Raw genomic sequence first — 23,385 nt, forward strand, 5'->3', positions numbered from 1 at the left:
ACGGCCATCAAGCACCTCATTCCAGACGGATTTTCATCATGATGCAGCTCGATGCCACCCGTATGGCCCATACGCAGGTCGATGCCACCCGCATGGCCAATGCGATCCGCGGCCTCGCGATGGACGCGGTCGAGAAGGCCAAGTCGGGCCATCCCGGCCTGCCGATGGGCGCGGCCGACATGGCCACAGTGCTGTTCACCCAGTTTCTGAAATACGATGCAACCGCACCGAGCTGGCCCGACCGCGACCGCTTCGTGCTCTCGGCCGGCCACGGCTCGATGCTGCTGTATTCGCTGCTGTACCTGACCGGCAATTCCGAAATGACGCTGGACCAGATCAAGCAGTTCCGCCAGGTCGACTCGCTGACCCCCGGACATCCCGAGAATTTCCGCACCAACGGCATCGAGACCACGACGGGCCCGCTCGGCCAGGGCATCTCGACCGCGGTCGGCATGGCGCTCGCCGAGAAGATGCTCGCCGCCGAGTTCGGCAAGAAGATCGTCGACCACCACACCTTCGTGCTCGCTTCGGACGGCGACCTGATGGAAGGCGTGTCGCAGGAAGCGATCGCGATGGCCGGGCACTGGAAGCTCAACAAGATGATCGTTCTCTACGACGACAACGGCATCTCGATCGACGGCCCGACCTCGATTTCCGATTCCGTCGACCAGGTGAAGCGCTTCAAATCCGCAGGCTGGGCGGCCGAGAAGATCGACGGCCACGACCAGGCCGCGATCAGCGCCGCGATCACGCGGGCGAAGAAGTCGAGCAAGCCGACGCTGATCGCTTGCCGCACCACCATCGGCTTCGGCGCGCCGCATAAGGCCGGCACGGCGAAGGCCCATGGCGAGGCGCTCGGCGCCGAGGAGCTCAAGGCCGCCAAGGAGAATCTCGGCATCTCGCTCGAGCCGTTCGCGGTCGCCGACGACGTGCTGAAGGCGTGGCGGGAAGCCGGCAGCCGCGGTGCTGTGGCGCGCCAGGAATGGGAAGGCCGGCTCGGAGAGCTCGGCAGCCGCAAGCGCGCCGAATTCGAGCGCCGCGTGCGCCATGAGCGCCCGGCCTCGCTCGCCAAGGCGGTGCGCGCCTACAAGAAGGAGCTGCTGGAGAAGCCGATGGTTGCAGCCACCCGCAAATCCTCGGAAGCCGTGATCGAAGTCATTGCCGCCGCCATGCCGATGGAATTCCTGGCAGGCTCGGCCGACCTCACCGGCTCCAACAACAACAAGGCGAAGTCGGCAACCGCCTTCTCGGCCAAGACGCCGAAGGGCCGCTTCATTCATTACGGCATCCGCGAGCACGGCATGTGCGCGGCCATGAACGGCATCTTCCTGCACGGCGGCTTCGCGCCGAACGGCGCGACCTTCCTGGTGTTCACCGATTACGCGCGGCCGGCGATGCGCCTTGCCGCGTTGATGGGCGCCGGCGTCGTCTATGTGATGACGCACGACTCCATCGGCCTCGGCGAAGATGGCCCGACCCATCAGCCGGTCGAGCATCTCGCCGCGCTCCGTGCCATCCCCAACATGCGCGTGTTCCGCCCCTGCGATTCCATCGAGGTTGCCGAGTGCTGGGAACTCGCGCTCAACCGCATCGACGGCCCGACCGTGCTGGCGCTGACGCGGCAGAACCTGCCGCAGCTCCGCACCACCGCGCCGAACGACAGCCCTTGCGCTCAGGGTGCCTACGAGCTGGTGGCCGCCCAGGGCGAAGCCAAGGCAACGCTGTTCGCCTCCGGCTCCGAGGTCGAGATCGCGGTCGCTGCGCAGAAGCAGCTCGCCGAGCGCGGCATCGCGTCACGGGTGGTCTCGGTGCCCTCGCTCGAGCTGTTGTTAGCGCAACCAGAGGCCAAGCGTGCCGCCATCATCGGGAACGCGCCGGTGAAGGTCGCGATCGAGGCGGCGGTGCGCTGGGGCTGGGATGCCGTGATCGGCCAGGATGGCGAATTCGTTGGCATGCATTCCTTCGGCGAGAGCGGGCCGGCAAAGGAGCTCTACAAGCATTTCGGCATTACCGCCGAGGCTGCGGTGAACGCCGTGCTGAAGCGCGTTTCCTGAGAGTTGAGCTTGCCAAAAAAAAGGACTACGTAGTTTCTCATATGATCAAGCACCGCCCGGCCGAACCGGGCGTCCGCCCTAAAAAAACCCTCGCAGGCGCGCTAAGCGCGTTGTGCGGGATGATAGGCGTTATCGAACACCCGTCATTGAACGGTCATAAGGAGACGAAACATGGTGGTCCGCGTCGGAATTAACGGTTTTGGCCGCATCGGCCGCAACATCCTGCGGGCTATTGCCGAGTCCGGCCGCAAGGACATCGAGGTCGTCGGCATCAACGACCTCGGCCCGGTCGAGACCAACGCCCATCTGCTCCGCTTCGACAGCGTCCATGGCCGCTTCCCCGGCACCGTGACCGTCGAGGGCGACACGATCAGCCTCGGTGGCAACAAGATCAAGGTGACCGCCGAGCGCGATCCCTCGAAGCTGCCGTGGAAGGATCTCGGCGTCGACATCGCGATGGAATGCACCGGCATCTTCACCGCGAAGGAGAAGGCTTCCGCGCATCTGACCGCCGGCGCCAAGCGCGTGCTGGTCTCCGCGCCGGCCGACGGCGCCGACGCCACCATCGTCTACGGCGTCAACCATGAGACGCTGACCAGGGATCATCTGATCGTCTCCAACGGCTCCTGCACCACCAACTGCCTCGCGCCGGTTGCCAAGGTGCTGAACGACCTGGTCGGGATCGAGACCGGCTTCATGACCACGATCCACGCCTACACCGGCGACCAGCCGACGCTCGACACCATGCACAAGGATCTCTACCGCGGCCGCGCGGCTGCGATGTCGATGATCCCGACCTCGACTGGTGCCGCCAAGGCGATCGGCCTGGTGCTGCCGGAGCTGAAGGGCAAGCTCGACGGCGTCGCGATCCGCGTGCCGACACCGAACGTCTCTGTGATCGACCTCAAGATCGTCGCCAAGCGCGCCACCGATCCGAAGGAAATCAACGCGGCGATGAAGCGCGCCTCCGAGCAGCAGCTCAAGGGCATTCTCGGCTACACCACCGCGCCGAACGTCTCGATCGACTTCAACCACGACCCGCACTCCTCGACGTTCCACGAGGACCAGACCAAGGTGCAGAACGGAACGCTGGTGCGCGTGATGTCCTGGTACGACAACGAGTGGGGTTTCTCGAACCGCATGGCGGATACCGCCGTCGCGATGTCGAAGGTGATCTAACTCCGCTCTCGTGTCCCGGACGCGATGCAACGTGAAACGCTGCTTCGCGGAGCCGGGACCCATTTAACCGCGGGACTCGCCGCAACGTGGGTCCCGGTTCTGCACGGCGGCACTGCGCGCCGCAAGTGCGCCCGGGACAAGGGCCTCCAATGACGAAATCATTCCGCACCCTCGACGACGTCGACGTGAAGGGCAAGCGCGTGCTGCTGCGCGTCGATCTCAACGTGCCCATGGACAACGGGCGCGTCAGTGACGCGACCCGGCTCGAGCGCGTCGCGCCGACCATCACGGAACTCGCCGACAAGGGGGCCAAGGTCATCCTGCTCGCGCATTTCGGCCGGCCGAAGGGGCGCGATGCCAAGGACTCGCTCAAGCCCGTTGCCGAGGCGCTGTCGAAGGTCGTCAAGAAGCCCGTCGCCTTCGCCGACGACTGCATCGGCGAGCCCGCGGCCACGGCCGTTGCCGGCTTGAACGACGGCGACATCCTCTGCCTGGAAAACACCCGCTTCCACAAGGAAGAGGAAAAGAACGATCCCGCCTTCGTCGCCGAACTGGCCAAGCTTGGCGACATCTGGGTCAACGACGCGTTCTCGGCCGCGCACCGCGCCCACGCCTCGACCGAAGGCCTCGGCCACAAGCTGCCGGCCTATGCCGGCCGCACCATGCAGGCCGAACTGGTTGCGCTGGAGAAGGCGCTGGGCTCACCGACCAAGCCCGTCATCGCGATCATCGGCGGTGCAAAGGTCTCGACCAAGATCGACCTGCTCGAAAACCTCGTGACCAATGTCGACGCGCTGGTGATCGGCGGCGGCATGGCCAACACCTTCCTGCACGCCCAGGGCGTCGGTATCGGCAAGTCGCTGGCCGAGAAGGATCTCGCCGCGACTGCGCTACGCATCATGGAGAAGGCGGAAGCCGCCAACTGCGCCATCATCCTGCCGGTCGACGCCACGGTCGCCTATCATTTCGCGGCCAACGCGCCGTCGCATGCCTATGGCCTCGACGCGATCCCGGCCGACGGCATGATCCTCGACGTCGGTCCGCAGTCGATCGCACGTGTCCATGCCGCGATCGACGATGCGGCGACGCTGGTCTGGAACGGACCGCTCGGTGCCTTCGAGATGCAGCCCTTCGACCGCGGCACGATGTCCGCCGCCAAGCATGCCGCCGAGCGCACCAAGGCCAAGAAACTGATCTCGATCGCGGGCGGCGGCGACACCGTCGCGGCCCTCAACCAGGCCCGTGTGGCCGGTCAGTTCACCTATGTCTCGACCGCCGGTGGCGCATTTCTTGAATGGATGGAAGGCAAGCCCCTGCCCGGCGTCGAAGTTCTGCACACCAAGTAATCAGTCGGCGAATAGTTAGCGGCCTTCAAGCAGTGGCCTTGCAGGCCCAAACGGGAGAAAAAGACACATGGCTCGGATCACGTTGCGTCAATTGCTCGACCATGCGGCGGAGAACGATTACGGCGTGCCGGCCTTCAACATCAACAACATGGAGCAGGCGCTGGCGATCATGGACGCGGCCAACACGGTCGACGCGCCCGTCATCATCCAGGCCTCGCGCGGTGCGCGCTCCTACGCCAACGACATCATGCTCAAGCACATGATGGACGCGGTGACCGAGATCTATCCGCATATTCCGGTCTGCGTGCATCTCGACCACGGCAACGGCCCCGACACCTGCATGACCGCGATCCAGGCCGGCTTCACCTCGGTGATGATGGACGGTTCGCTCAAGGCCGACGGCAAGACCCCGGCTGACTGGGGCTACAATGTCGGTGTCACCAAGACCGTCACCGACATGGCCCATCTCGGCGGCATTTCGGTCGAGGGCGAACTCGGCGTGCTCGGCTCGCTCGAGACCGGCATGGGCGACAAGGAAGACGGCCACGGCGCCGAGGGCAAGCTAAGCCACGACCAGCTCCTGACCAATCCGGAAGAAGCCGTGAAGTTCGTCCAGGAGACCCAGGTCGACGCGCTCGCGATCGCGATGGGGACTTCTCACGGTGCTTACAAATTTACCCGCAAGCCCGACGGCGACATCCTCGCCATGAACGTGATCGAGGAGATCCACCGCAAGCTGCCGAACACGCATCTCGTCATGCACGGCTCCTCGTCGGTGCCGCAGGACCTCCAGGACATCATCAACGCCCATGGCGGCAAGATGAAGCCGACCTGGGGCGTGCCGGTGGCCGAGATCCAGCGCGGCATCAAGCACGGCGTGCGCAAGATCAACATCGACACCGACAACCGCATGGCGATGACCGGCCAGATCCGGAAAGTGCTCAAGGACAATCCGGAAGAGTTCGATCCGCGCAAGTACCTCAAGCCCGCGATGGAAGCGATGACCAGGCTGTGCAAGCAGCGGCTCCAGGAATTCAATACCGCCGGGCAAGCCTCCAAGATCAAGAAGGTGCTGACCACGGCCGAGATGGCCAAGCGCTACGCCAAGGGCGAGCTCGCCCCCCGCGTCGCGTAGGCGATCGCGCGGTGGCTTGAGGCCGGACACGCTCTTTCCCTCCCTCGCCCCGCCCTTCGCGGGGAGAGGGTTGGGGTGAGGGGCTCTATCCGCGGATGAGATGACTGCGGGACCTGTACCCCCTCACCCGGATCGCAAGGGCGATCCGACCTCTCCCCGCAGGCGGGGAGAGGTGAACAAGCCCTCCCCCCTTACCCTGCGACGAACGTTAACTCGGCATTTGCCCGAGAACGGTCTATTTTCACCGGCAAGGGCAGAATCGTTTTGGGAGGACATCTCGATGAATCTGACTGAGCTCAACAGGATCGCGACCGCCATGGTCGTGCCCGGCAAGGGCATTCTCGCCGCCGACGAATCCTCCGGCACCATCAAGAAGCGTTTCGACGCGATCGGCGTGGCATCGACCGAAGAGAGCCGCCGCGCCTACCGTGAGATGCTGTTCCGCTCGAAGGAAGCCATGAGCCAGTACATCTCCGGCGTGATCCTCTATGACGAGACGATCTGGCAGGACGCGAAGGACGGCACGCCCCTGGTCAAGCTGATCGAACTGAGCGGCGCCATTCCCGGCATCAAGGTCGACGAGGGCACGCAAGGCTTGCCGATGTGCCCGGGCGAGCTCGTCACCGTCGGGCTCGACAAGCTCGCCGAGCGCTTGAAGACATACTACGAGCGCGGCGCACGCTTCGCGAAATGGCGCGCGGTGATCGATATCGCGAGCGGCATTCCCTCGATGACCGCGATCAGCGTCAACGCCCATGCGCTGGCGCGCTATGCCGCGCTGTGCCAGGCTGCGCAGATCGTGCCGATCGTCGAGCCGGAAGTGCTGATGGACGGCGATCACGACATCGATCGCTGCTATGAAGTGACGAGCCGTGTGCTCAACAAGACGTTTCAGGAGCTGCGCGTGCAGCGCGTCGCGCTCGAGGGCATGGTGCTGAAGCCGAACATGGCCGTCTCCGGCAAGAAATGCGCGAAGCAGGCTTCCGTCGAGGAGGTCGCGGAGAAGACGATACGGCTGCTCAGGGCTTGCGTGCCCGCGGCGGTGCCCGGGATCGCCTTCCTCTCCGGCGGCCAGTCGGATGAAGCGGCGACCGCGCATCTCAACGCCATGCATAAGCTCGGCCCGCTGCCCTGGGGCCTGACCTTCTCCTACGGCCGCGCGCTCCAGGCCGCACCGCAGAAGGCCTGGTCGGGCAAGGCCGAGAACGTCGCAGCCGGACAAAACGCATTCAGTCATCGCGCGCGGATGAACGGCCTCGCCTCCAGGGGCGAATGGCAAAGCAGCCTGGAACAGAAAGCAGCCTAGATCTTGTCGAACAAATCGCCTCCGCCGCGCCCGGCGCCGCGCCTTTATCTCGCGACACCTGTGGTCGACGATCACGCTTCGCTTCTGGCCGAGCTGCCCGGCCTGCTCGCCTCCGCCGACGTCGCGGCCGTGCTGCTGCGGCTCAAGGAGACCGACCAGCGCACCATGATCTCGCGGATCAAGGCTTTGGCGCCGCCGGTCCAGAAAGCGGGCGCGGCGCTATTGATCGACGGCCATGCCGAATTGGTCGCACGCGGCGGCGCCGACGGCGCGCACCTGCCCGGCATCGCCGCGCTGAAGGAGGCGCTGCCATCGCTCAAGCCCGATCGCATCGCCGGCGTCGCTGGGCTGACGACGCGGCACCATTCCATGGATGCGGGCGAGATCGGCGCGGATTACGTGCTGTTCGGCGAACCCGACGCGAAGGGCCAGCGGCCGTCGTCGCAAGCGATCGCCGAGCGGCTGGATTGGTGGGCCGAGCTGTTCGAGCCGCCCTGCGTCGGCTTTGCCATTTCGCTGGAAGAGGCCCACGAATTCGCCGCCAGCGGCGCCGATTTCGTGCTGGTGGGCGATTTCATCTGGGCCGATCCGCGCGGACCCAAGGCCGCGCTGGTCGAGATAGACGCTGCGATCAAGAAGGCCCATGCGACTGCGGGCCAAGATCCCGCGAGCCGCGAGCACGGCTAGCGCCCGACATGAAGCTTCCGCGCATCACGATCCTGGCCACGCTGCTGCTCACAGTGCCCGCGGCCGCGCAGCTCCAGATCACGCCGCCAGCCGCAACGCCGAGCCCACCGGCCGAGAAACAGAAGCCGAAGCCGCCTCCGGTCACCAAGAAGAAGGAGGCCGCGCCCGCACCCAAACCTTCAGCCTCCCCCAAGCCTTCAACCTCCCCCAAGCCTTCAGCTTCCCCAAAGCCTGCCCCAGCCGCGACCGTGATCCCGGCGCCTCCGTCGGACAATTCCAACGTCGATCTGGTGTTCGGCGCCTATCAGCGCGGCCAGTACAAGACCGCCTTCGATCTCGCCACCGCCCGTGCCGAGACCGGCGATGCCAAGGCGATGACCATGCTGGGTGAGCTCTATTCCAACGCCATGGGTATCCGGCGCGACTACGCCAAGGCGCTGCAATGGTACAAGCGCGCCTCCGACGCCGGCGACCGCGAGGCGATGTTCGCGCTCGCCATGCTCAGGATTTCCGGCCGCGGCGGCCCGGTCGACAAAAACGAAGCCGTGAAGTTGATGGCCTCCGCCGCCAAGCTCGGCGAGCCCAAGGCGGCCTATAACCTCGCTCTGCTCTATCTCGATGGCCAGACCCTGCCGCAGGACGTCAAGCGTTCCGCCGAGCTGCTGCGCCAGGCGGCCGATGCCGGCCTGCCCGAGGCGCAATACGCGCTCGCGACCTTTTACAAGGAAGGCACTGGCGTGCCGAAGGACCCGGAACGGGCGGTGCGTCTGCTCCAGGCCGCCACGCTGACCGACAATGTCGATGCCGAGGTCGAATACGCGATCGCGCTGTTCAACGGCACCGGCACGCCGAAGAACCAGCCGGCGGCCGTAGCCCTGCTCCGCAAGGCCTCCCGCCAGGGCAGCGCGATCGCGCAGAACCGGCTGGCCTGGGTCCTGATCAACGGCATGGGTACATCCGTGGACAAGGTCGAGGGCTTTAAATGGCATCTGGTGGCCAAGACCGCCGGCAAGGGCGATCCGGAGCTGGACAAGCAATTGTCCGATTTGCCGGCCGACGACCGGAGCAAGGCCGAGGCCGCCGCCAGGAAATGGCTCGGGACCAAATGATTTGACGCCGAATGACTTGAAGCAATGACTTGACGTTGGCCCCCTCGCAGGGCACCCAATCCCCCAAACAGGCGCGATTTCGCGCCATTTCCCCCGATCAAGACCAGAGCTCATGCTGTATTCCGCAACTATCAACGTCATGGTCAAGGCCGCGCGCCGTGCCGGCCGCAGCCTCAAGCGCGATCTCGGTGAGATCGAGCATCTCCAGGTCTCGCTGAAGGGACCGGCGAATTTCGTCTCGCTGGCCGACAAGCGCGCCGAGGAGATCCTCTACCAGGACCTCGCCAAGGCTCGCCCCGGCTACGGTTTCATCGGCGAGGAAGGCGGAATGCGCGAGGGCTCCGACAAGAGCCACACCTGGATCGTCGATCCCCTCGACGGCACCACCAACTTCCTGCACGGCATCCCGCAATTCGCGATCTCGATCGGGCTTTCGCGCGAAGGCACGATCATCGCCGGCGTGATCTACAACCCCGCCAATGACGAGCTCTACATCGCCGAGCGCGGCAAGGGCGCCTTCCTCAACGACCAGCGCCTGCGCGTCGCCGGCCGCCGCCAGCTCAACGAATGCGTGGTGGCCTGCGGCCTGCCCCATATCGGCCGCGGCGACCACGAGGAATTCCGCCGCGAGATGACCGCGATCCAGGACCGCGTCGCGGGCTTGCGCCGCTTCGGCGCCGCCTCCCTCGACCTCGCCTTCGTCGCCGCCGGGCGCCTCGACGGCTACTGGGAGCGCAATTTGCAATCCTGGGACGTCGCCGCCGGCCTGATCATGGTGCGCGAAGCGGGCGGAACGGTGGGCGACATCGACACGCCCGGCGACGCGCTGGTGACCGGGCATGTCGTGTGCGGGAATGAGTTCGTGCACGGGGAGTTGGTGAAGATTTTGCGGAAGGCGGCGTAGGCCGAGGCCGCGCCTTACACACCACTGTCGTCGTCCGCGAAGGCGGACGATCCAGTATTCCAGAGAGATCAGTTGGATAGGGAACGGCCGCGGCGTACTGGATGCTCCGCCTGCGGCAAGCTATCGACTTGAGAAGTAAAGCCCGGCCACGGTGAGAGCAGCAAAGATTGCCCACGGAACGGCTAAGTCTCGCAAGACACCGCCCCGGCAGGCCGCAGACAGCGTTCCGGGGAGCCAATAGAGCACGATGAACAGCTTGGTCCGTATGCCGCCCCACTTGACATAGCTGGGCTGCTTATCGACTGGCTTTCGGAAATCACGCCAAATGTAGAGAGCGCCCGTAAGTAGGTAAGCGATCGCAATGGCGGCCATCATTCTCATGAATCGCTTGCTCCTTCCCAAACCGCTAGGTCGGCAGCTCTGCGGCTCGATCTGCAACAACTAAGCGTCGTCATCGTCGGATTCGTCGTCGCGATATTCACCGCCAATGGTCAGGCCCTCGATCGTCGTGGCGCCTTTCGACTTGATCACCCGGCGAAGCGGGACCGAGCTCTCGCTTCGCAAGGCCTCCATCAGCTGTCCCGAATGAGTGACAATCCAGATGTCGGCGCGGCGTGATGCCCGGGCGATCAGCCGGGCCAGCGGCGCCAGCAGCGACGGATGCAGGCTTGTCTCGGGTTCGTTCAGCGCGATGAACGGTGGCAGCCGGTAACCCATGAACACTGCGAGCAGGCAGATGTATTTCAGCGTCCCATCGGATAGTTCATGAGCCCTAAACGGCCGCGGCATATCCGCCAGTTGCAGATCAAATTGACACAAACCGTTTTCCTCCCATGCGCGGAGTTCGGCGCCCGGGAATGCATCCTGGATTGCGTCCTGCAGGTCGGTGGCGTCTTCCCGAATGACATAGAGGGTCGCCAGGGCTGCAGCCAGATCGGTTCCATCGGCGCTGAGCGAGGGCGTTGCGATCGCCAGACAGGGCTTTCGTATCGGTGACGCCGGATCCGTGCGGAAGTCATGATAGAAGCGCCAGCCCAGCATCGCATTTCTGATCAGGTCGATTTCCGGACATTGCTTGCCATCGGAAAAAGCCGCAAGCGCGGTCTCTGACGGCAGCACCGCATCCTTGTGAGCGTTCCAGGCGCCGCTCTCGCCGCGAACGCTGATGAGCGAATTAATCCGCTCCATCAGCTTGACCGTTCGTTTGCCGTGCGTCGCCTCGATACTTTCGGCCTTGATCATCGGCTCGCCGGAAAACGCCGCCTGAAGCGGGCTGGGAAACCCGAGCTCGATGGAATACCTCATGCTGTCGAATGTGGCCGACAGCCGCAGCCGCCCGTCTTCGCCTCGTTTGCGAATGCCGGACCAGCAGACCGAATTCAATCCGCCTTCATCGGCGATCGTGCGGGTGATTTGACCGGTCGCCGCGTCGCGCAACAGTGACAAGGATTTGTAGAGATTGGATTTGCCGACACCGTTTTCGCCAACAAACACCGACAGGGGATGGATGGGTATGGAGAGCCGCCGAATGGAGCGATAGTTCGAGATCGCAATTTCGGTCGGACGCATGACATGCTCTCGATCGGCGGGCCATCCGTGCATTCGCGGCACGGTGCGAATGCACATTCTCTCAATCCAGGGATGCAGTCTGGATGGACAATCCCGAGAAAGCAAGCCGACCAATCCGGCGATCAGTCAGGACAGTCGCATGTGGATTACACGAGGACGGCGCGGGCTTGCTCCGCCTCTCCCGCTTGCGGGAGAGGCCGACGCGCCCCGGGCGATGCGAAGCATCGTCCCGCGCGCGGCGGGTGAGGGCTCTCACCTCGCAGGGACAATCTCCTCCGCAATTCTCGACAATCCCGACGCGGAGACACCCTCTCCCCAACCCTCTCCCGCACGCGGGAGAGGGAGCCCACTGCCGATGCCGCCGCATTGCCCTGTTCAGTGGCCGGCCCTTGCCGGCGCGGGCGGCCCGTACATCTCGGCCTTCTTCTCCTCTGCCTTCTCGCGGTCCCCGCCCAGCACGCGTTGCACCGACACGAAGAACACCGGCACCATCAGCAGCGCCAGAATCACCACTGCGATCATGCCGCCCATCACGACGCTGCCGAGCGCCTGCTGGCTGGCGCCGCCGGCACCATGCGCAATCGCCATCGGCAGCACGCCGCAGATGAAGGCGAGGCCGGTCATCAGGATCGGGCGGAAGCGCAGGCGGCAGGCCTCGATGGTGGCGTCCACCAGCGGCTTGCCCTCCTTGCGCAGATCCTTGGCAAACTCGATGATCAGGATCGCGTCCTTTGCGGCGAGGCCAATGATGGTGATCAGGCCGACGGTGAAATAGACGTCGTTGGGCAGGCCGCGCAGCATCGCCGCGATCACGGCGCCGACGATGCCGAGCGGCACGGTGAGCAGCACCGCGAGCGGAATGGTCCAGCTCTCGTAGAGCGCGGCGAGGCACAGGAACACCACAAACACCGACAGCGCCAGCAGGAACGGCGCCTGCGAGCCCGACAGTTTCTCCTGCAGCGACTGACCCGTCCATTCATAGCCGAAGCCGCGCGGCAGCGTGCCGGAAAGCCGTTCCATCTCGGCGATGGCATCGCCCGAGGTGAAGCCGGGTTTCGCCTCGCCGGAGATGCGCACCGCCGGATAATAATTGAAGCCGGCGATCTGCGTCGGTCCGCGCGCCCATTCCACGGTGGTAAAGGACGAGAACGGCACGAGCTGGCCGCGGCTGTTCTTGACGTTGTAGTTGAGGATGTCCTCGGTCCGCATGCGGTCGCGGGCATCGGCCTGCACCACGACGCGCTGCATGCGGCCGCGGTTCGGGAAGTCGTTGATGTAGTTCGAGCCGAGATTGGTCGAGATCGTGTTGTTGATATCCTCGAAGGTGACGCCGAAGGCGCCCGCCTTCTCGCGGTCGATCACGAGATTGACCACGCCGGCCTCGGGCAGGCCCTCGACATAGACCTTCTGAAGCACGGAGCTTGCATTGGCCTCCGCGATCAACTGGTCGGCGGCGCGCATCAGCGCCGGATAGCCCTTCTGGCCGCGGTCCTGGAGGCGGAACGAGAAGCCTGATGAATTGCCGAGATTGTCGATCGGCGGCGGCTGCAGCGCGGAGATCTTTGCGTCGTGGATTGACGACGACAGATCGCGGTTGATGTCGGCGACGATCGCCGCTGCCGAATCCTTCGGGCCGCGCTCCGACCAGTCCTTCAGGGTGATGAAGGCCTGCGCGGCATTCATGCCCTGGCCGGAGAAGCTGAAGCCGGTGAGGAAGGTGACGTTGTCGACGCCCGGCCGCTGCGCCAGATATTTTTCCACCTTCTCGATCACGGCTTCGGTGCGGGCATAGGACGAATCCGACGGGGTCTGCACGTCGGTGGTGACGAAGCCCTGGTCGTCAACGGGGAGGAAGCCGCCCGGCAGGTTGACGAAGGCCCAGGACAGGCCTGCGAGCAGCGCGACATAGACCAGCATCAAGCGGCCGGTGCGCTTGAGCGAGAAGCCGACGGTGCGGGAATAGCCCTCCTTGCCCCCGTCAAGCATGCGGTTGAACCAGCCGAATACGCCCTTCTTCGCATGACCATGACCGGCCGTGACGGGCTTGAGCAAAGTCGCGCACAGCGCCGGCGTCAACGACAGCGCGAGGAACGCGGAGAAGCCGATCGCGGCGACCATGGTCACGGAGAACTGGCGGTAGATGATGCCGACCGAGCCCGGGAAGAACGCCATCGGCACGAACACGGCCATCAAGACCAGCGTGATGCCGATGATGGCGCCGGTGATCTGCGACATCGCTTTCCGCGTCGCTTCCTTCGGCGGCAGGCCTTCCTCGGCCATGATGCGCTCGACGTTCTCGACCACGACGATCGCGTCGTCGACGAGGATGCCGACCGCGAGCACCATGCCGAACATCGAGAGCATGTTGATGGAGTAGCCGGCGAGCAGCAGCGCGGTACAGGCGCCCAGGAGCGCGACCGGCACCACGATGGTCGGAATGATGGTGTAGCGGATGTTCTGCAGGAACAGGAACATCACCACGAACACCAGCACGATGGCTTCGACCAGCGTTGTCAGCACCTTCTTGATCGAGGCCTCGACCACGGGCGTGATGTTGTAGGGGATCTCGTAGGAGATGTTGGCCGGGAAGAAGCGCGACAGCTCCTTCATCTTCTCCTGGACCGCGCTCGCGGTCGCCAGCGCGTTGCCGGTCGGTGACATCAGCACGGACAGACCGGCGGTCGGCTTGCCGTCGAGGCGCGTGTTGAACTGGTAGCTGAGACCGCCGACCTCGATGCGCGCGACGTCGCGTAAGCGCACGGTCGAACCATCGGCGTTGGCGCGCAGGATGATGGAACCGAATTCGTCCGGGGACGAAAGCTGGCCCTTGACCAGCACCAGCGCAGAGGTGCGCTGGCTCGACGTCGCCGGCTCGGCGCCGATGCTGCCCGAAGCAACCTGCGCGTTCTGCGCGGCGATGGCCTTGTTGACGTCGTCGGCGGTCAGCCCATAGCCAACCAGCTTTGCCGGGTCGACCCAGACACGCAAGCTGCGCTCGGTCGAATAGAGCGTGGCGCGGCCGACGCCGGGGATGCGGCGGATCTCGCCGAGCACGTTGCGGATCATGAAGTCGCCGAGGCCGACCTCATCCAGGCTGCCGTCGGTCGAGTTCAGCGTGATGATCTGGAGCACCGCGCTGGAGGCTTCCTCGATCAGAATGCCCTGCTGGATCACCGCGCGCGGCAGCCGCGCCTCGACGCGCTTGATGCGGTTCTGCACCTCGACCGAGGCGGCGCTGGTATCGGTGCCCGGCACGAAATTGGCGATGATCTCGACCTGGCCGAGCGAGTCGCTGGTGGATTCGAAATTGAGAATGCCGGAGGCGCCGTTGAGCTCCTCCTCGATCAGCCGCGTGACGCTGTTGTAGAGGTTTTCGGGCGAGGCGCCGGGATAGCTGGTCGAGATCGAGATCGAGGGCGGCGCGATGATCGGATACTGCGCGATCGGCAACAGCGGAATCGAAATTGCGCCGACCAGACAGATGAACAGCGCGACCACCCAGGCGAAGATCGGCCTGTCGATGAAGAAGCTCGCCATTTACCGCTTTACCCTCGTTGTTTCACTAGTCCCTCATGGTGAGGAGCGCGAAGCGCATCTCGAACCATGAAGGCCCGGATCTCGCCCGCGGCCATCCTTCGAGACGCCCGCTTCCAGCGGGCTCCTCAGGATGAGGGATCAAGACAATAGCGACGCCCCAAACGTTACCGCGTGAGCTTCTGGGCGTGCTGGTTGTCCGCGGTCGCATCCGCTTCCGACCAGGATTGCGGCTTGACCTTGTCGCCGGCGGCGAACTTCTGGAAGCCTTCGACCACGACCTTGTCGCCGGCCTTCAGGCCGTCGGTGACGAACCAGATTCCGTCCTGCACCGAGCCGGTGCGCACCGGCTGCACCGCGATGTGGTTGTCGTCCTTGACGACGAACACCTCGCTGCCGCCGCCGCCGTTGCGCTGGATCGCCTGCTGCGGCACCGCGATCGCGTCGCTGTCGAGGCCCTGGTCGATGCGGACGCGGACATACATGCCCGGCAAGAGCTCGCGCTTGGGATTGGGGAATTCGCCGCGCAAGGTTACCTGGCCGGTATGGGCGTCGACTTTGGCGTCAGAGAACAACAGCTTGCCGTCGAGCGAGTAGATCGTGTTGTCGTCGAGCACCAGGCGCACCTTGGCGGCATCCGCCGCGATGCGCTCGAGGTCACCGCTCTCGAAGGCGCGGCGGAGCTGGTTGAGCTCGTTCACCGACTGGGTGAAGTCCGCATAGATCGGGTCGAGCTGCTGAATGGAGGCGAGATTGGTCTCGTTCTGCACTGCGAGCGCGCCCTCGCTGACCAGGGCAGCACCGACGACGCCGTCGATCGGCGCGCGCACGGTGGCGTAGTCGAGATTGAGCTTTGCGCGCGCGAGGTCGGCCTTGCGGCCCTCGACCTCGGCATGGGCCTGGCGCTCGGCCGCGATCGCCTTCTCGTTCTCGGCTTCGGGCGCGGCGCGCTGGCTGGTGAGCGTGGCGATGCGGCGCGCCTGTTGCTGGGACTGCATCAACGCGGCCTCGGCCTTGGCGACTGCGGCGTCGTTGGCCATAACTTCGACCTCGAACGGACGCGGATCGATGCGGTACAGTGGATCGCCCGCCTTCACCTCGCTGCCCTGTCGGAACAGGCGCTCGACCACGATGCCGGAGACGCGCGGCCGCACATCGGAGACGCGCGTCGGCGCAATGCGGCCCGGCAGCTCGCGCACCACGGCGCGCGGCTGCGACTTGACGATGACGATGCTGACGTCAGGGTCGGCGGGCTGGGCGGCCGAGACGGCGGAGCTGGATTCGTCGCAGCCTGCCAACAGCGGCGCAAAGGCCGCGAGCATCATTGCAACGCATGCCGATCGCGCGCGAAGTCCTGACATGAAGTGGGGTGCCCCGATATTGTTGAAACTGATCACGCTCCGCCAAGGCCCGTTCTGGGTCATTCAGCGCGGCTGATGCCGTCAAAATAGAGCGGACTTGCTGCGACGCAACGCATGCTGCGGGCGGCTCAATGTCACACGGCCTATCATGCTGAGGTCAGGGGGCTTTTTGGGGGTCACCGGATTGTGAGTCCGGTTCCATCGCTGCGTGCTGCGACAGAAGATCGCAATTACCCGGCGGTCTTCATCCGGTAGCGGCTGACGCCCCACTCGGTTCCATCGGCGTAGCCGAACAGGCCCGACGTCGCGAGGAAGAACCAGCGCCAACGCCGCATCCACAATGCAGTGTCCTCGCCATAGACATTGAGCAAGTCCGCTTCGATGGGATCGCGATGCGCGTCGAAATTGACGAGCCAGTCGTTGGCGGTGCGCTGATAATGCGTGCCGCTCCAGCACCATTCCTTCTCGACCGTGAAGATGTCGTCGAATTGCCTGACGAGGTGATGGCTCGGCATCAGCCCGCCCGTGAAGACGTGCTGCGCGATCCAGTCTTCGCGATTGGCCCGGTCGAACAGGTGAGAGCCGGAGCGATGGGCGACGATGTGCATGAAGAACCGCCCCTCCGGCGCGAGCCAAGAGCGCAGGCGCGTCATCAGCTTGCGCCAGTTCATCACGTGCTCGAACATCTCGACCGAGACGATGCGGTCGAATTGCCCGTCGGGCGCGAACACGTTCATGTCCGCAGTGACCACGCGCAGGTTGGGGAGACCGCGCAGCCGCGCCTCTTCCTCGACATGGGCGCGCTGCGCCTGCGAGCTCGACACCGCCGTCACCTTCGCGTGCGGAAACTGACGCGCCACCCACAGCGACAGCGAGCCCCAGCCGCAGCCGAGTTCGAGGATGGTCTGACCGTCGGCGAGAGCGGCATGCTCGACGGTCTGGCGCAGCGCCTCCTCCTCGGCCTCCCGCAAGGTGGTCGCGCCGGCCTTATAGAAGCAGGACGAATATTTGCGGTTGGGACCGAGCACCTTCGCAAAGAACGAAGCGGGCATCTCGTCATGCCCGACATCCGCGTCCTCGGCGATCGGCCGCAGCATCATCCGCCCGGCGAAGGCGGCATCGTCGGCCGCGCCGAGCGCGGACAGGCGCGTCACCGTGCGCGAGCACAGGCGCTGGATCGCCGCGCGGATCACGACATCCGGAAGCGGCACGCGTTCGGCAGTCCCGATGATCGCGGACACGACGCTCATGCGACCACTCCATCTTTGGGCGGCAGGGGGAAAGTGCGACCTACTAAACCTGTGGAATGCCGACGATTTGCGGAACACGTCACTATCAAAGCGCAGTTTGCGCATTGAGTTCCCCGGCTCTCCACGAAATCGGCGCATCCGGCGCTTTTTTTGGGCTGGCGCTGTGCCATAGTGCGCCCCGCAAGCAAGTTTCGTAACGGATGATACCGGCCATGCCGTCTGGCGCCTCGCCCCGCTCCTCCCTCGACATCGAGTACACCAAGCTATCCTCACCCAGCGTTTTCCTGGTGCGGATGCTGGTCTTTCTGGTGCTGTGCGCCCTGGTGGGGGTGGTGCTCTACAAGCAGATCATCCAGGCCTTCTTCGCCAACCCCGGGCTCAATGCCCTGATCGGCGGCGTGCTGTTCATCGGCATCATCATGGCCTTCCGCCAGGTGATCCGGCTCTATCCCGAAGTCTCCTGGGTCAACAGTTTCCGCATCGCCGATCCCGGCCTTGCGCCCGCCCGCCACCCCAAACTACTGGCGCCGATGGCGATGATCCTCGGCGGCGAGCGCTCCGGGCGGATGACGATCACCCAGACCACCATGCGGCACCTGCTCGATTCGATCGCAACCCGCCTCGACGAGGCCCGCGACATCTCCCGCTACATGACCGGCCTTCTGGTCTTCCTCGGCCTGCTCGGCACCTTCTGGGGCCTGATCGAGACGGTCGGCTCGGTCGGCAAGGTGATCGACGGGCTCAAGGTCGGGGGCGATTCCGGCGCCCTGTTCGACACGCTGAAGGAGGGCCTCGCCGCCCCGCTCGGCGGCATGGGCATCTCATTCTCGAGTTCGCTGTTCGGCCTCGCCGGCTCGCTGATCCTGGGCTTCCTCGACCTGCAATCGAGCCAGGCGCAGAACCGCTTCTACACCGACCTCGAAGACTGGCTTGCCACCACCGTGCGCGAATATGGCAGCGGCGAGGTGGCTGTCGCCGCCGGTGGCGGTGGCATTGCCAGCGGCGAGCTTCAGGTGGTCGTCGAGCGCTTACGCTCCGTGCTCGAGGAAGGCAGCGCCAGCCGCGGCACCACCGCGGCGATGGCGAGCCTCGCCGAAGCCATCCAGGCGCTGGTCTCGCATATGCGGACCGAGCAGCAGATGATCCGCGAATGGGCCGACGGCCAGGGCGAGCAGAACCGCGAGATCCGCCGCCTGCTGGAGCGCATCGCGCGCCAACCCGAGAAGAGTTAGCGACATGGCTCTAGCCCGCGGCCGCCGCAGCGACGGCGCCTTCAACTACTGGCCCGGCTTCGTTGACGCGCTGTCGACGCTGGTGCTGTCGATCGTATTCCTGCTGTCGGTGTTCCTGGTCGTGCAGTTCTTCCTGTCGCAGGAAGTGACCGGCAAGGACAAGGCGCTGGAGCAGCTCAACGCCAAGATCGCGCAGCTCAACGAGCTCTTGTCGCTGGAAAAGCTCGGCAAGCTCACGCTCGACGACCAGGTCTCGCAATTGAAAGCCGGCCTTGCCTCGGCCGAAACCGAGCGCGACCGCATCAAGGGCCTCTATGACGGGCTCGCCGCCGCCGGCAACGACGCGCAAGGCAAGTCGTCCGAGCTCGGCAAGGCGCTGGACTCGGAGAAGTCGGTTTCGGCGCGGGCGCTGGCGCAGATCGAGGTGCTGAACCAGCAGATCAGCGCGCTGCGACGGCAATTGGCGGCGCTGGAAGAAGCGCTCGACGCTAGCGAGAAGCGCGACAAGGAATCGCAGAACCGCATTGCCGATCTGGGGTCTCGCCTGAACGTCGCGCTGGCGCAGCGCGTGCAGGAATTGTCGCGCTACCGCTCGGAATTCTTCGGCCGCCTGCGCGCCATCCTCGGCAACCGCCCCGACATCCGCATCGTCGGCGACCGCTTCGTGTTCCAGTCCGAAGTATTCTTCGATACCGGACAGGCAATGCTTCTGCCCGAGGGCCGCGCCGAGCTCGACACCTTGGCGGCCGCGCTGATCGAGCTCGACAAGAAGATCCCGAACGAGATCCCCTGGGTGCTGCGCGTCGATGGCCACACCGACGTGCGCCCGGTGAACGGGCCGAACTTCAAGTCGAACTGGGACCTCTCGGCCGCCCGCTCGATCTCGGTCGTGCAATATCTGATCTCGCTCGGCGTGCCGGCCCAGCGCCTCGTCGCCGCCGGCTTCGGCGAATTCCAGCCGCTCGACACCGCCAACACCGAGGAAGCCTACAAGCGCAACCGCCGCATCGAGCTGAAGCTGACGGAGCGGTAGTGAGCGCCCTCCACCTCCGCCCTTACCGTCCCGAGGACGAGGCCGCCTCGATCGCGCTCTGGCATCGCACCTGGCAGCAGGCCTATCCGCAGATCGACTTCGCCGCCCGCCTGGAATGGTGGCGCGAGCGCTGGCGCAAGGATCTTGTGCCCAAAGCCTCGATCGTGGTCGCGGAGCAGGACGGCGCGCTGACCGGTTTCGTCACCATCGACGGCGACGGCTATCTCGACCAGCTCGTGGTCGATCCCGCGCATTGGGGTTCGGACGCGGCGCGGCTGCTGGTGGATGAGGCCAAGCGCCTGTCACCGACGGGCGTGACGCTGCTCGTCAACAAGGACAACACCCGCGCCATCCGCTTCTACGAGCGCAACGGCTTTGCCCATGCCGGCGACGAGGTGAACCCGACCTCGGGCCGGCCGGTGCTGAAGATGACGTGGCGGGCTTGATTCTGGCGGGCTCGATTCTGGCGGGCGTGACGCCCGTCACGTCGGGATCCCAGGACGCCAGCTATTCGTTGTGCCCAGAAGTTGCGATGGCAGGCGGATGGAGATGACCGATGAAACTGAGCGATCTGGCCAAGGGATCTTCGGTCCTGCTGGGCGTCATCGTCGCCGGATATGTCTCGACGACCTATGTTGACCAGCGCTTCACCATGCCGATCAAGACGAGCGCTCCGGCTCCGACGAACGGCCCCGCGCCATCGGCCTGCGTCGGAGAGGACGGGAGCTGGAAGAACTGGCCGTGGCCGAACGTGCCGGCGCTGTCGCCGAAGTGCCGATAATCCGGACGGCAAAACAAAAATAGCGAAAACAACCCCATGCACAGTAGCCGATGACAACAAGATCAATGGCTTACGCAGGCAGCAAGGCGGTTTGACTCGTCGGAGCAAAACAGGAGCGTTTCGTTAGGGTCGGGTACTGGGGCTGTTGGGGCTCGAAGCTCCTTCTAAAGCTCCACTGTCATTCCCCGCGAAGGCGGGGAATCCAGTACGCCGCGGCTTCACCGTATCGTCGCACTGTCTCGGAGTACTGGATCGCCCGCCTTCGCGGGCGATGACAGCGCGAAAGACGCGACGCCTCACGCCCCCTCGAACTGCAGCCTCGCAAGCCTCGCATAAAGCCCGTTCACAGCAACCAGCTCGGCATGCGTGCCCTGCTCGACGATTCTGCCCTGGTCCATCACCAGGATGCGGTCGCAGGAGAGCACGGTGGCGAGGCGGTGCGCGATCACCAGGGTGGTGCGATGGCGCATCAGCTCCTCCAGCGCGGTCTGCACCAGCGTCTCGCTTTCGGCATCGAGCGCGGAGGTGGCCTCATCCAGCAGCAGCAGCGGCGCATCGCGCAGGATCGCGCGCGCGATCGCGATGCGCTGGCGCTGGCCGCCGGACAACGTCACGCCCCGCTCGCCGAGCGGCGTCTCGAAACCTTCGGGCAGGCGGCGGATGAACTCGGCGGCATGCGCGAGCTCGGCGGCGCGCTCGACCTCGGCGTCGGTCGCATCGGGCCGGCCAAAGCGGATGTTGTCGCGGGCGCTTGCCGCGAACACGTTGGATTCCTGCGGCACCAGCGCGATGCGGGAACGGAAATCGCGCGGATCGGCGGACTTCACCGACACGCCGTCGAGCGAGATCGCGCCGCCGCGCGGATCGTAGAAGCGCAAGAGCAGATGAAAGATCGTGCTCTTGCCGGCGCCGGATGGACCGACGATCGCGACCTTCTCGCCGGGGCGCACCGTGAACGACACGGCATCGAGCACCTTGACGTCGCGCCGCGCCGGATAGGCGAAGCTGACCTGATCGAAGCCGACTTCGCCGCGTGCCGGCACCGGCAACGCGCGCGGCTTTGCGGGCGCGGTGATGTCAGGCTGCACATGCAAAATCTCGAACAGGCGTTCGGCAGCACCGGACGCCGCCGAGACCTCGCCCCAGACCTCGCTGAGCTGACCGAGGCCGGCAGCGGCGAAGGCGGCATAGAGCACGAACTGGCCGAGCCGGCCCGGCGTGATGGTGCCGGTGAGCACGTCGTGCGAGCCGATCCAGAGGATCGCGACCACGCTTGCGAACACGATGAAGATGATGATGGCGGTGAGCACGGCGCGGGCCTGGGTCGAGGTGCGCGCGGCTTCATAGGCCTGCTCGACCTCGCCGCCGAAACGCTTCGCAGCCAACCCTTCGCTGGTATAGGCCTGCACGGTACGGATCGCGCCGACCAGCTCGCCGGCATAGGCCGAGGCCTCGGCCAGCGTGTCCTGCGCATTGCGCGACAGACGCCGCACCCAGCGCCCGAACGCGACCAGCGGCAGCACGATCAGGGGAATGGCCAGCAACACGAAGCCGGAGAGGCGCGGGCTGGTGAACACCATCATCGCGGCGGCGCCAAAGAACATCATCAAATTGCGCAACGCGATCGAGACCGAGGCGCCGACGGCGGATTTGATCTGGGTGGTATCCGCCGTGAGACGCGACACCAGCTCGCCGCTGCGCGCGGAATCGAAGAAGGCCGGCGAGAGCGACAAGAGATGGGCGAAGACGTCGCGCCTGAGATCGGCAACGATGCGCTCGCCGATCGTCATCACGAGGTAATAGCGCGCGGCGCTCGCGAGCGCGAGCACAGCGACGACCGCGATCATCACCGAGAAGTAGCTGTTGATCAGCTCGATACCCTCAGGCGTCAGGCCGAAATCGATCATTCTGCGCACCGCGACCGGCACCAGCAGGGTCGTCAGGGCCGCGATCGTCAGCGCCACGAAGGCCAGCGCCGCACGGCCGCGATAGCGCGCCACATAGGGCGCCAGCGCCAGCAGCGGCCGCAGTTTCGCGCGGCTCTTCGCCGGTGCCTCGATCAGGTCGGCTTCGATCGACGGGGCTTCCGCGGGCCCGGTTTCAAGCCGTTCTACTGCGCTCATGAGATCCGACCAAAAGAGAGGAGTCCGCTTCAAATAGGCCGGGCGAGCGGGAGTGGCAAATCCGGGATGTCCCTTAGGGGACCGCCCGGTCCTTCAGGCCTTGCCGAAGCACTGCCAACACCCCCGCAATGGCTTGTTTTACAGGGGCCCGTGGGGTATAGACCCCGCCAAATCCGTCATTCGATAGCCACTCAAGCGAGGCGCCGGGGCGCCGAGGAATTGCCATGAAAGCCGAAATTCACCCGAATTATCATACGATTAAGGTCGTGATGACCGACGGAACCGAGTACCTGACCCGCTCCACCTGGGGCAAGGAAGGCGACACGCTGAACCTCGACATCGACCCCAAGTCGCACCCGGCCTGGACCGGCGGCAACGCGCAGCTGATGGATCGCGGCGGCCGCGTCTCGCGCTTCCAGAAGAAGTTTTCGGGCTTCCTCAAGAAGGATTGATCCGGCCCTCAAGGCTGGAGACGAAAAACGCCCCCGGAGAGCCGGGGGCGTTTTTGTTTTTTGGGGGGCCGTCGCGCCGCTACCCGACCCGTCATCCTGAGGCGCGAGTGGCGCGATGCAAAGCATCGCACCGGGAGCCTCGAAGGATGAACGGCCGAGATGCAGCCGGGCCGTCGCCCTTCGAGGGCCGCCGAAGAAGCGGCCACCTCAGAGGGTGTGATCTATTCGACGGCTCATCGAGCACTATAGCCGAAAGCCGTCGCAGTGTGATTCTCTGGCGATGGCGGATTCGCAGGAGACCACGATGGCAAGCGATGAATTGTTCGGAGC

At 65.1% G+C, this 23,385-nt stretch carries 18 protein-coding genes; 13 read left to right on the top strand and 5 right to left on the bottom strand.

Annotation, left to right across the window (positions count from 1 at the left end; genetic code table 11):
• The first annotated feature begins 38 nt into the window (after positions 1-38).
• From tkt to QCM77_RS11465, 8 genes are all read left to right on the top strand, one after another.
• On the top strand, positions 39-2,054 hold the full coding sequence (tkt, locus tag QCM77_RS11430) for a transketolase (protein WP_279683537.1): 2,016 nt from the start codon (positions 39-41) through the stop codon (positions 2,052-2,054).
• A 171-nt stretch (positions 2,055-2,225) separates the two neighbouring features.
• Positions 2,226-3,233, top strand: a complete 1,008-nt coding sequence (gene gap / locus QCM77_RS11435) for a type I glyceraldehyde-3-phosphate dehydrogenase (protein WP_279683539.1) — start codon at positions 2,226-2,228, stop codon at positions 3,231-3,233.
• A 149-nt stretch (positions 3,234-3,382) separates the two neighbouring features.
• A complete protein-coding gene (locus QCM77_RS11440) occupies positions 3,383-4,579 on the top strand; it encodes a phosphoglycerate kinase (protein WP_279683541.1) in 1,197 nt (398 codons plus the stop codon).
• Positions 4,580-4,646: 67 nt separating this feature from the next.
• The gene (gene fba / locus QCM77_RS11445; protein WP_279662525.1) at positions 4,647-5,714 is read left to right on the top strand and encodes a class II fructose-bisphosphate aldolase; all 1,068 of its coding nucleotides are present in this window, start codon (positions 4,647-4,649) and stop codon (positions 5,712-5,714) included.
• A gap of 280 nt (positions 5,715-5,994) precedes the next feature.
• Complete coding sequence (locus QCM77_RS11450) at positions 5,995-7,020, top strand: class I fructose-bisphosphate aldolase (RefSeq protein WP_279662524.1); 1,026 nt, start codon at positions 5,995-5,997, stop codon at positions 7,018-7,020.
• A 3-nt stretch (positions 7,021-7,023) separates the two neighbouring features.
• Positions 7,024-7,707 carry a thiamine phosphate synthase gene (locus QCM77_RS11455; protein ID WP_279683544.1) on the top strand — a complete coding sequence of 228 codons (684 nt, stop codon included), beginning with the start codon at positions 7,024-7,026 and terminating at the stop codon, positions 7,705-7,707.
• Positions 7,708-7,715: 8 nt separating this feature from the next.
• Positions 7,716-8,816 (top strand): tetratricopeptide repeat protein, encoded by a 1,101-nt coding sequence (locus QCM77_RS11460; RefSeq protein ID WP_279662522.1) that lies wholly within the window; start codon positions 7,716-7,718, stop codon positions 8,814-8,816.
• A gap of 112 nt (positions 8,817-8,928) precedes the next feature.
• The gene (locus QCM77_RS11465) at positions 8,929-9,720 is read left to right on the top strand and encodes an inositol monophosphatase family protein (RefSeq protein WP_279683545.1); all 792 of its coding nucleotides are present in this window, start codon (positions 8,929-8,931) and stop codon (positions 9,718-9,720) included.
• 441 nt (positions 9,721-10,161) lie between these two features.
• Here QCM77_RS11465 and QCM77_RS11470 read toward each other — a convergent pair whose 3' ends face one another.
• From QCM77_RS11470 to QCM77_RS11485, 4 genes are all read right to left on the bottom strand, one after another.
• Positions 10,162-11,289: an AAA family ATPase gene (locus QCM77_RS11470; RefSeq protein WP_279683547.1), complete on the bottom strand. Its 1,128-nt coding sequence runs from the start codon at positions 11,287-11,289 to the stop codon at positions 10,162-10,164.
• Between the two features lie 375 nt (positions 11,290-11,664).
• Positions 11,665-14,826, bottom strand: coding sequence for a multidrug efflux RND transporter permease subunit (locus tag QCM77_RS11475; RefSeq protein ID WP_279683549.1), 3,162 nt, complete (start codon positions 14,824-14,826; stop codon positions 11,665-11,667).
• Positions 14,827-14,990: 164 nt separating this feature from the next.
• The gene (locus tag QCM77_RS11480) at positions 14,991-16,184 is read right to left on the bottom strand and encodes an efflux RND transporter periplasmic adaptor subunit (protein ID WP_279683551.1); all 1,194 of its coding nucleotides are present in this window, start codon (positions 16,182-16,184) and stop codon (positions 14,991-14,993) included.
• 230 nt (positions 16,185-16,414) lie between these two features.
• Complete coding sequence (locus tag QCM77_RS11485; protein WP_279683553.1) at positions 16,415-17,434, bottom strand: SAM-dependent methyltransferase; 1,020 nt, start codon at positions 17,432-17,434, stop codon at positions 16,415-16,417.
• A 212-nt stretch (positions 17,435-17,646) separates the two neighbouring features.
• Between QCM77_RS11485 and QCM77_RS11490 the strand changes: the two genes are divergently transcribed.
• The 4 genes from QCM77_RS11490 (at position 17,647) to QCM77_RS11505 (ending at position 20,480) form a co-directional block, all read left to right on the top strand.
• Complete coding sequence (locus QCM77_RS11490; RefSeq protein WP_279683555.1) at positions 17,647-18,666, top strand: flagellar motor protein MotA; 1,020 nt, start codon at positions 17,647-17,649, stop codon at positions 18,664-18,666.
• 4 nt (positions 18,667-18,670) lie between these two features.
• The gene (locus QCM77_RS11495) at positions 18,671-19,699 is read left to right on the top strand and encodes a peptidoglycan -binding protein (RefSeq protein ID WP_279662515.1); all 1,029 of its coding nucleotides are present in this window, start codon (positions 18,671-18,673) and stop codon (positions 19,697-19,699) included.
• The gene (locus QCM77_RS11500) at positions 19,699-20,145 is read left to right on the top strand and encodes a GNAT family N-acetyltransferase (RefSeq protein WP_279662514.1); all 447 of its coding nucleotides are present in this window, start codon (positions 19,699-19,701) and stop codon (positions 20,143-20,145) included. The genes QCM77_RS11495 and QCM77_RS11500 overlap by 1 nt, the downstream gene beginning before the upstream one ends.
• A gap of 110 nt (positions 20,146-20,255) precedes the next feature.
• Positions 20,256-20,480 (top strand): hypothetical protein, encoded by a 225-nt coding sequence (locus tag QCM77_RS11505; RefSeq protein ID WP_279662513.1) that lies wholly within the window; start codon positions 20,256-20,258, stop codon positions 20,478-20,480.
• 296 nt (positions 20,481-20,776) lie between these two features.
• Here the strand turns inward: QCM77_RS11505 and QCM77_RS11510 are convergent, their stop codons facing one another.
• Positions 20,777-22,603, bottom strand: a complete 1,827-nt coding sequence (locus QCM77_RS11510) for an ABC transporter ATP-binding protein/permease (RefSeq protein ID WP_279683557.1) — start codon at positions 22,601-22,603, stop codon at positions 20,777-20,779.
• Between the two features lie 224 nt (positions 22,604-22,827).
• On the opposite strand from QCM77_RS11510, the gene rpmE reads away from it, so the two are divergent.
• Positions 22,828-23,055, top strand: coding sequence for a 50S ribosomal protein L31 (gene rpmE, locus QCM77_RS11515; protein ID WP_007599895.1), 228 nt, complete (start codon positions 22,828-22,830; stop codon positions 23,053-23,055).
• Positions 23,056-23,385 lie beyond the last annotated feature (330 nt).

This window comes from Bradyrhizobium nivariense (assembly GCF_029846695.2).
Classification (GTDB): domain Bacteria; phylum Pseudomonadota; class Alphaproteobacteria; order Rhizobiales; family Xanthobacteraceae; genus Bradyrhizobium.

Excerpts from the sequence above, each read along its gene's own strand:
- tkt (WP_279683537.1), top strand. The coding sequence starts at position 39 with ATGATGCAGCTCGATGCCACCCGTATGGCCCATACGCAGGTCGATGCC.
- gap (WP_279683539.1), top strand. The coding sequence starts at position 2,226 with ATGGTGGTCCGCGTCGGAATTAACGGTTTTGGCCGCATCGGCCGCAAC.
- QCM77_RS11440 (WP_279683541.1), top strand. The coding sequence starts at position 3,383 with ATGACGAAATCATTCCGCACCCTCGACGACGTCGACGTGAAGGGCAAG.
- fba (WP_279662525.1), top strand. The coding sequence starts at position 4,647 with ATGGCTCGGATCACGTTGCGTCAATTGCTCGACCATGCGGCGGAGAAC.
- QCM77_RS11450 (WP_279662524.1), top strand. The coding sequence starts at position 5,995 with ATGAATCTGACTGAGCTCAACAGGATCGCGACCGCCATGGTCGTGCCC.
- QCM77_RS11460 (WP_279662522.1), top strand. The coding sequence starts at position 7,716 with ATGAAGCTTCCGCGCATCACGATCCTGGCCACGCTGCTGCTCACAGTG.
- QCM77_RS11465 (WP_279683545.1), top strand. The coding sequence starts at position 8,929 with ATGCTGTATTCCGCAACTATCAACGTCATGGTCAAGGCCGCGCGCCGT.
- QCM77_RS11470 (WP_279683547.1), bottom strand. The coding sequence starts at position 11,289 with ATGCGTCCGACCGAAATTGCGATCTCGAACTATCGCTCCATTCGGCGG.
- QCM77_RS11475 (WP_279683549.1), bottom strand. The coding sequence starts at position 14,826 with ATGGCGAGCTTCTTCATCGACAGGCCGATCTTCGCCTGGGTGGTCGCG.
- QCM77_RS11480 (WP_279683551.1), bottom strand. The coding sequence starts at position 16,184 with ATGTCAGGACTTCGCGCGCGATCGGCATGCGTTGCAATGATGCTCGCG.
- QCM77_RS11485 (WP_279683553.1), bottom strand. The coding sequence starts at position 17,434 with ATGAGCGTCGTGTCCGCGATCATCGGGACTGCCGAACGCGTGCCGCTT.
- QCM77_RS11490 (WP_279683555.1), top strand. The coding sequence starts at position 17,647 with ATGCCGTCTGGCGCCTCGCCCCGCTCCTCCCTCGACATCGAGTACACC.
- QCM77_RS11495 (WP_279662515.1), top strand. The coding sequence starts at position 18,671 with ATGGCTCTAGCCCGCGGCCGCCGCAGCGACGGCGCCTTCAACTACTGG.
- QCM77_RS11505 (WP_279662513.1), top strand. The coding sequence starts at position 20,256 with ATGAAACTGAGCGATCTGGCCAAGGGATCTTCGGTCCTGCTGGGCGTC.
- QCM77_RS11510 (WP_279683557.1), bottom strand. The coding sequence starts at position 22,603 with ATGAGCGCAGTAGAACGGCTTGAAACCGGGCCCGCGGAAGCCCCGTCG.
- rpmE (WP_007599895.1), top strand. The coding sequence starts at position 22,828 with ATGAAAGCCGAAATTCACCCGAATTATCATACGATTAAGGTCGTGATG.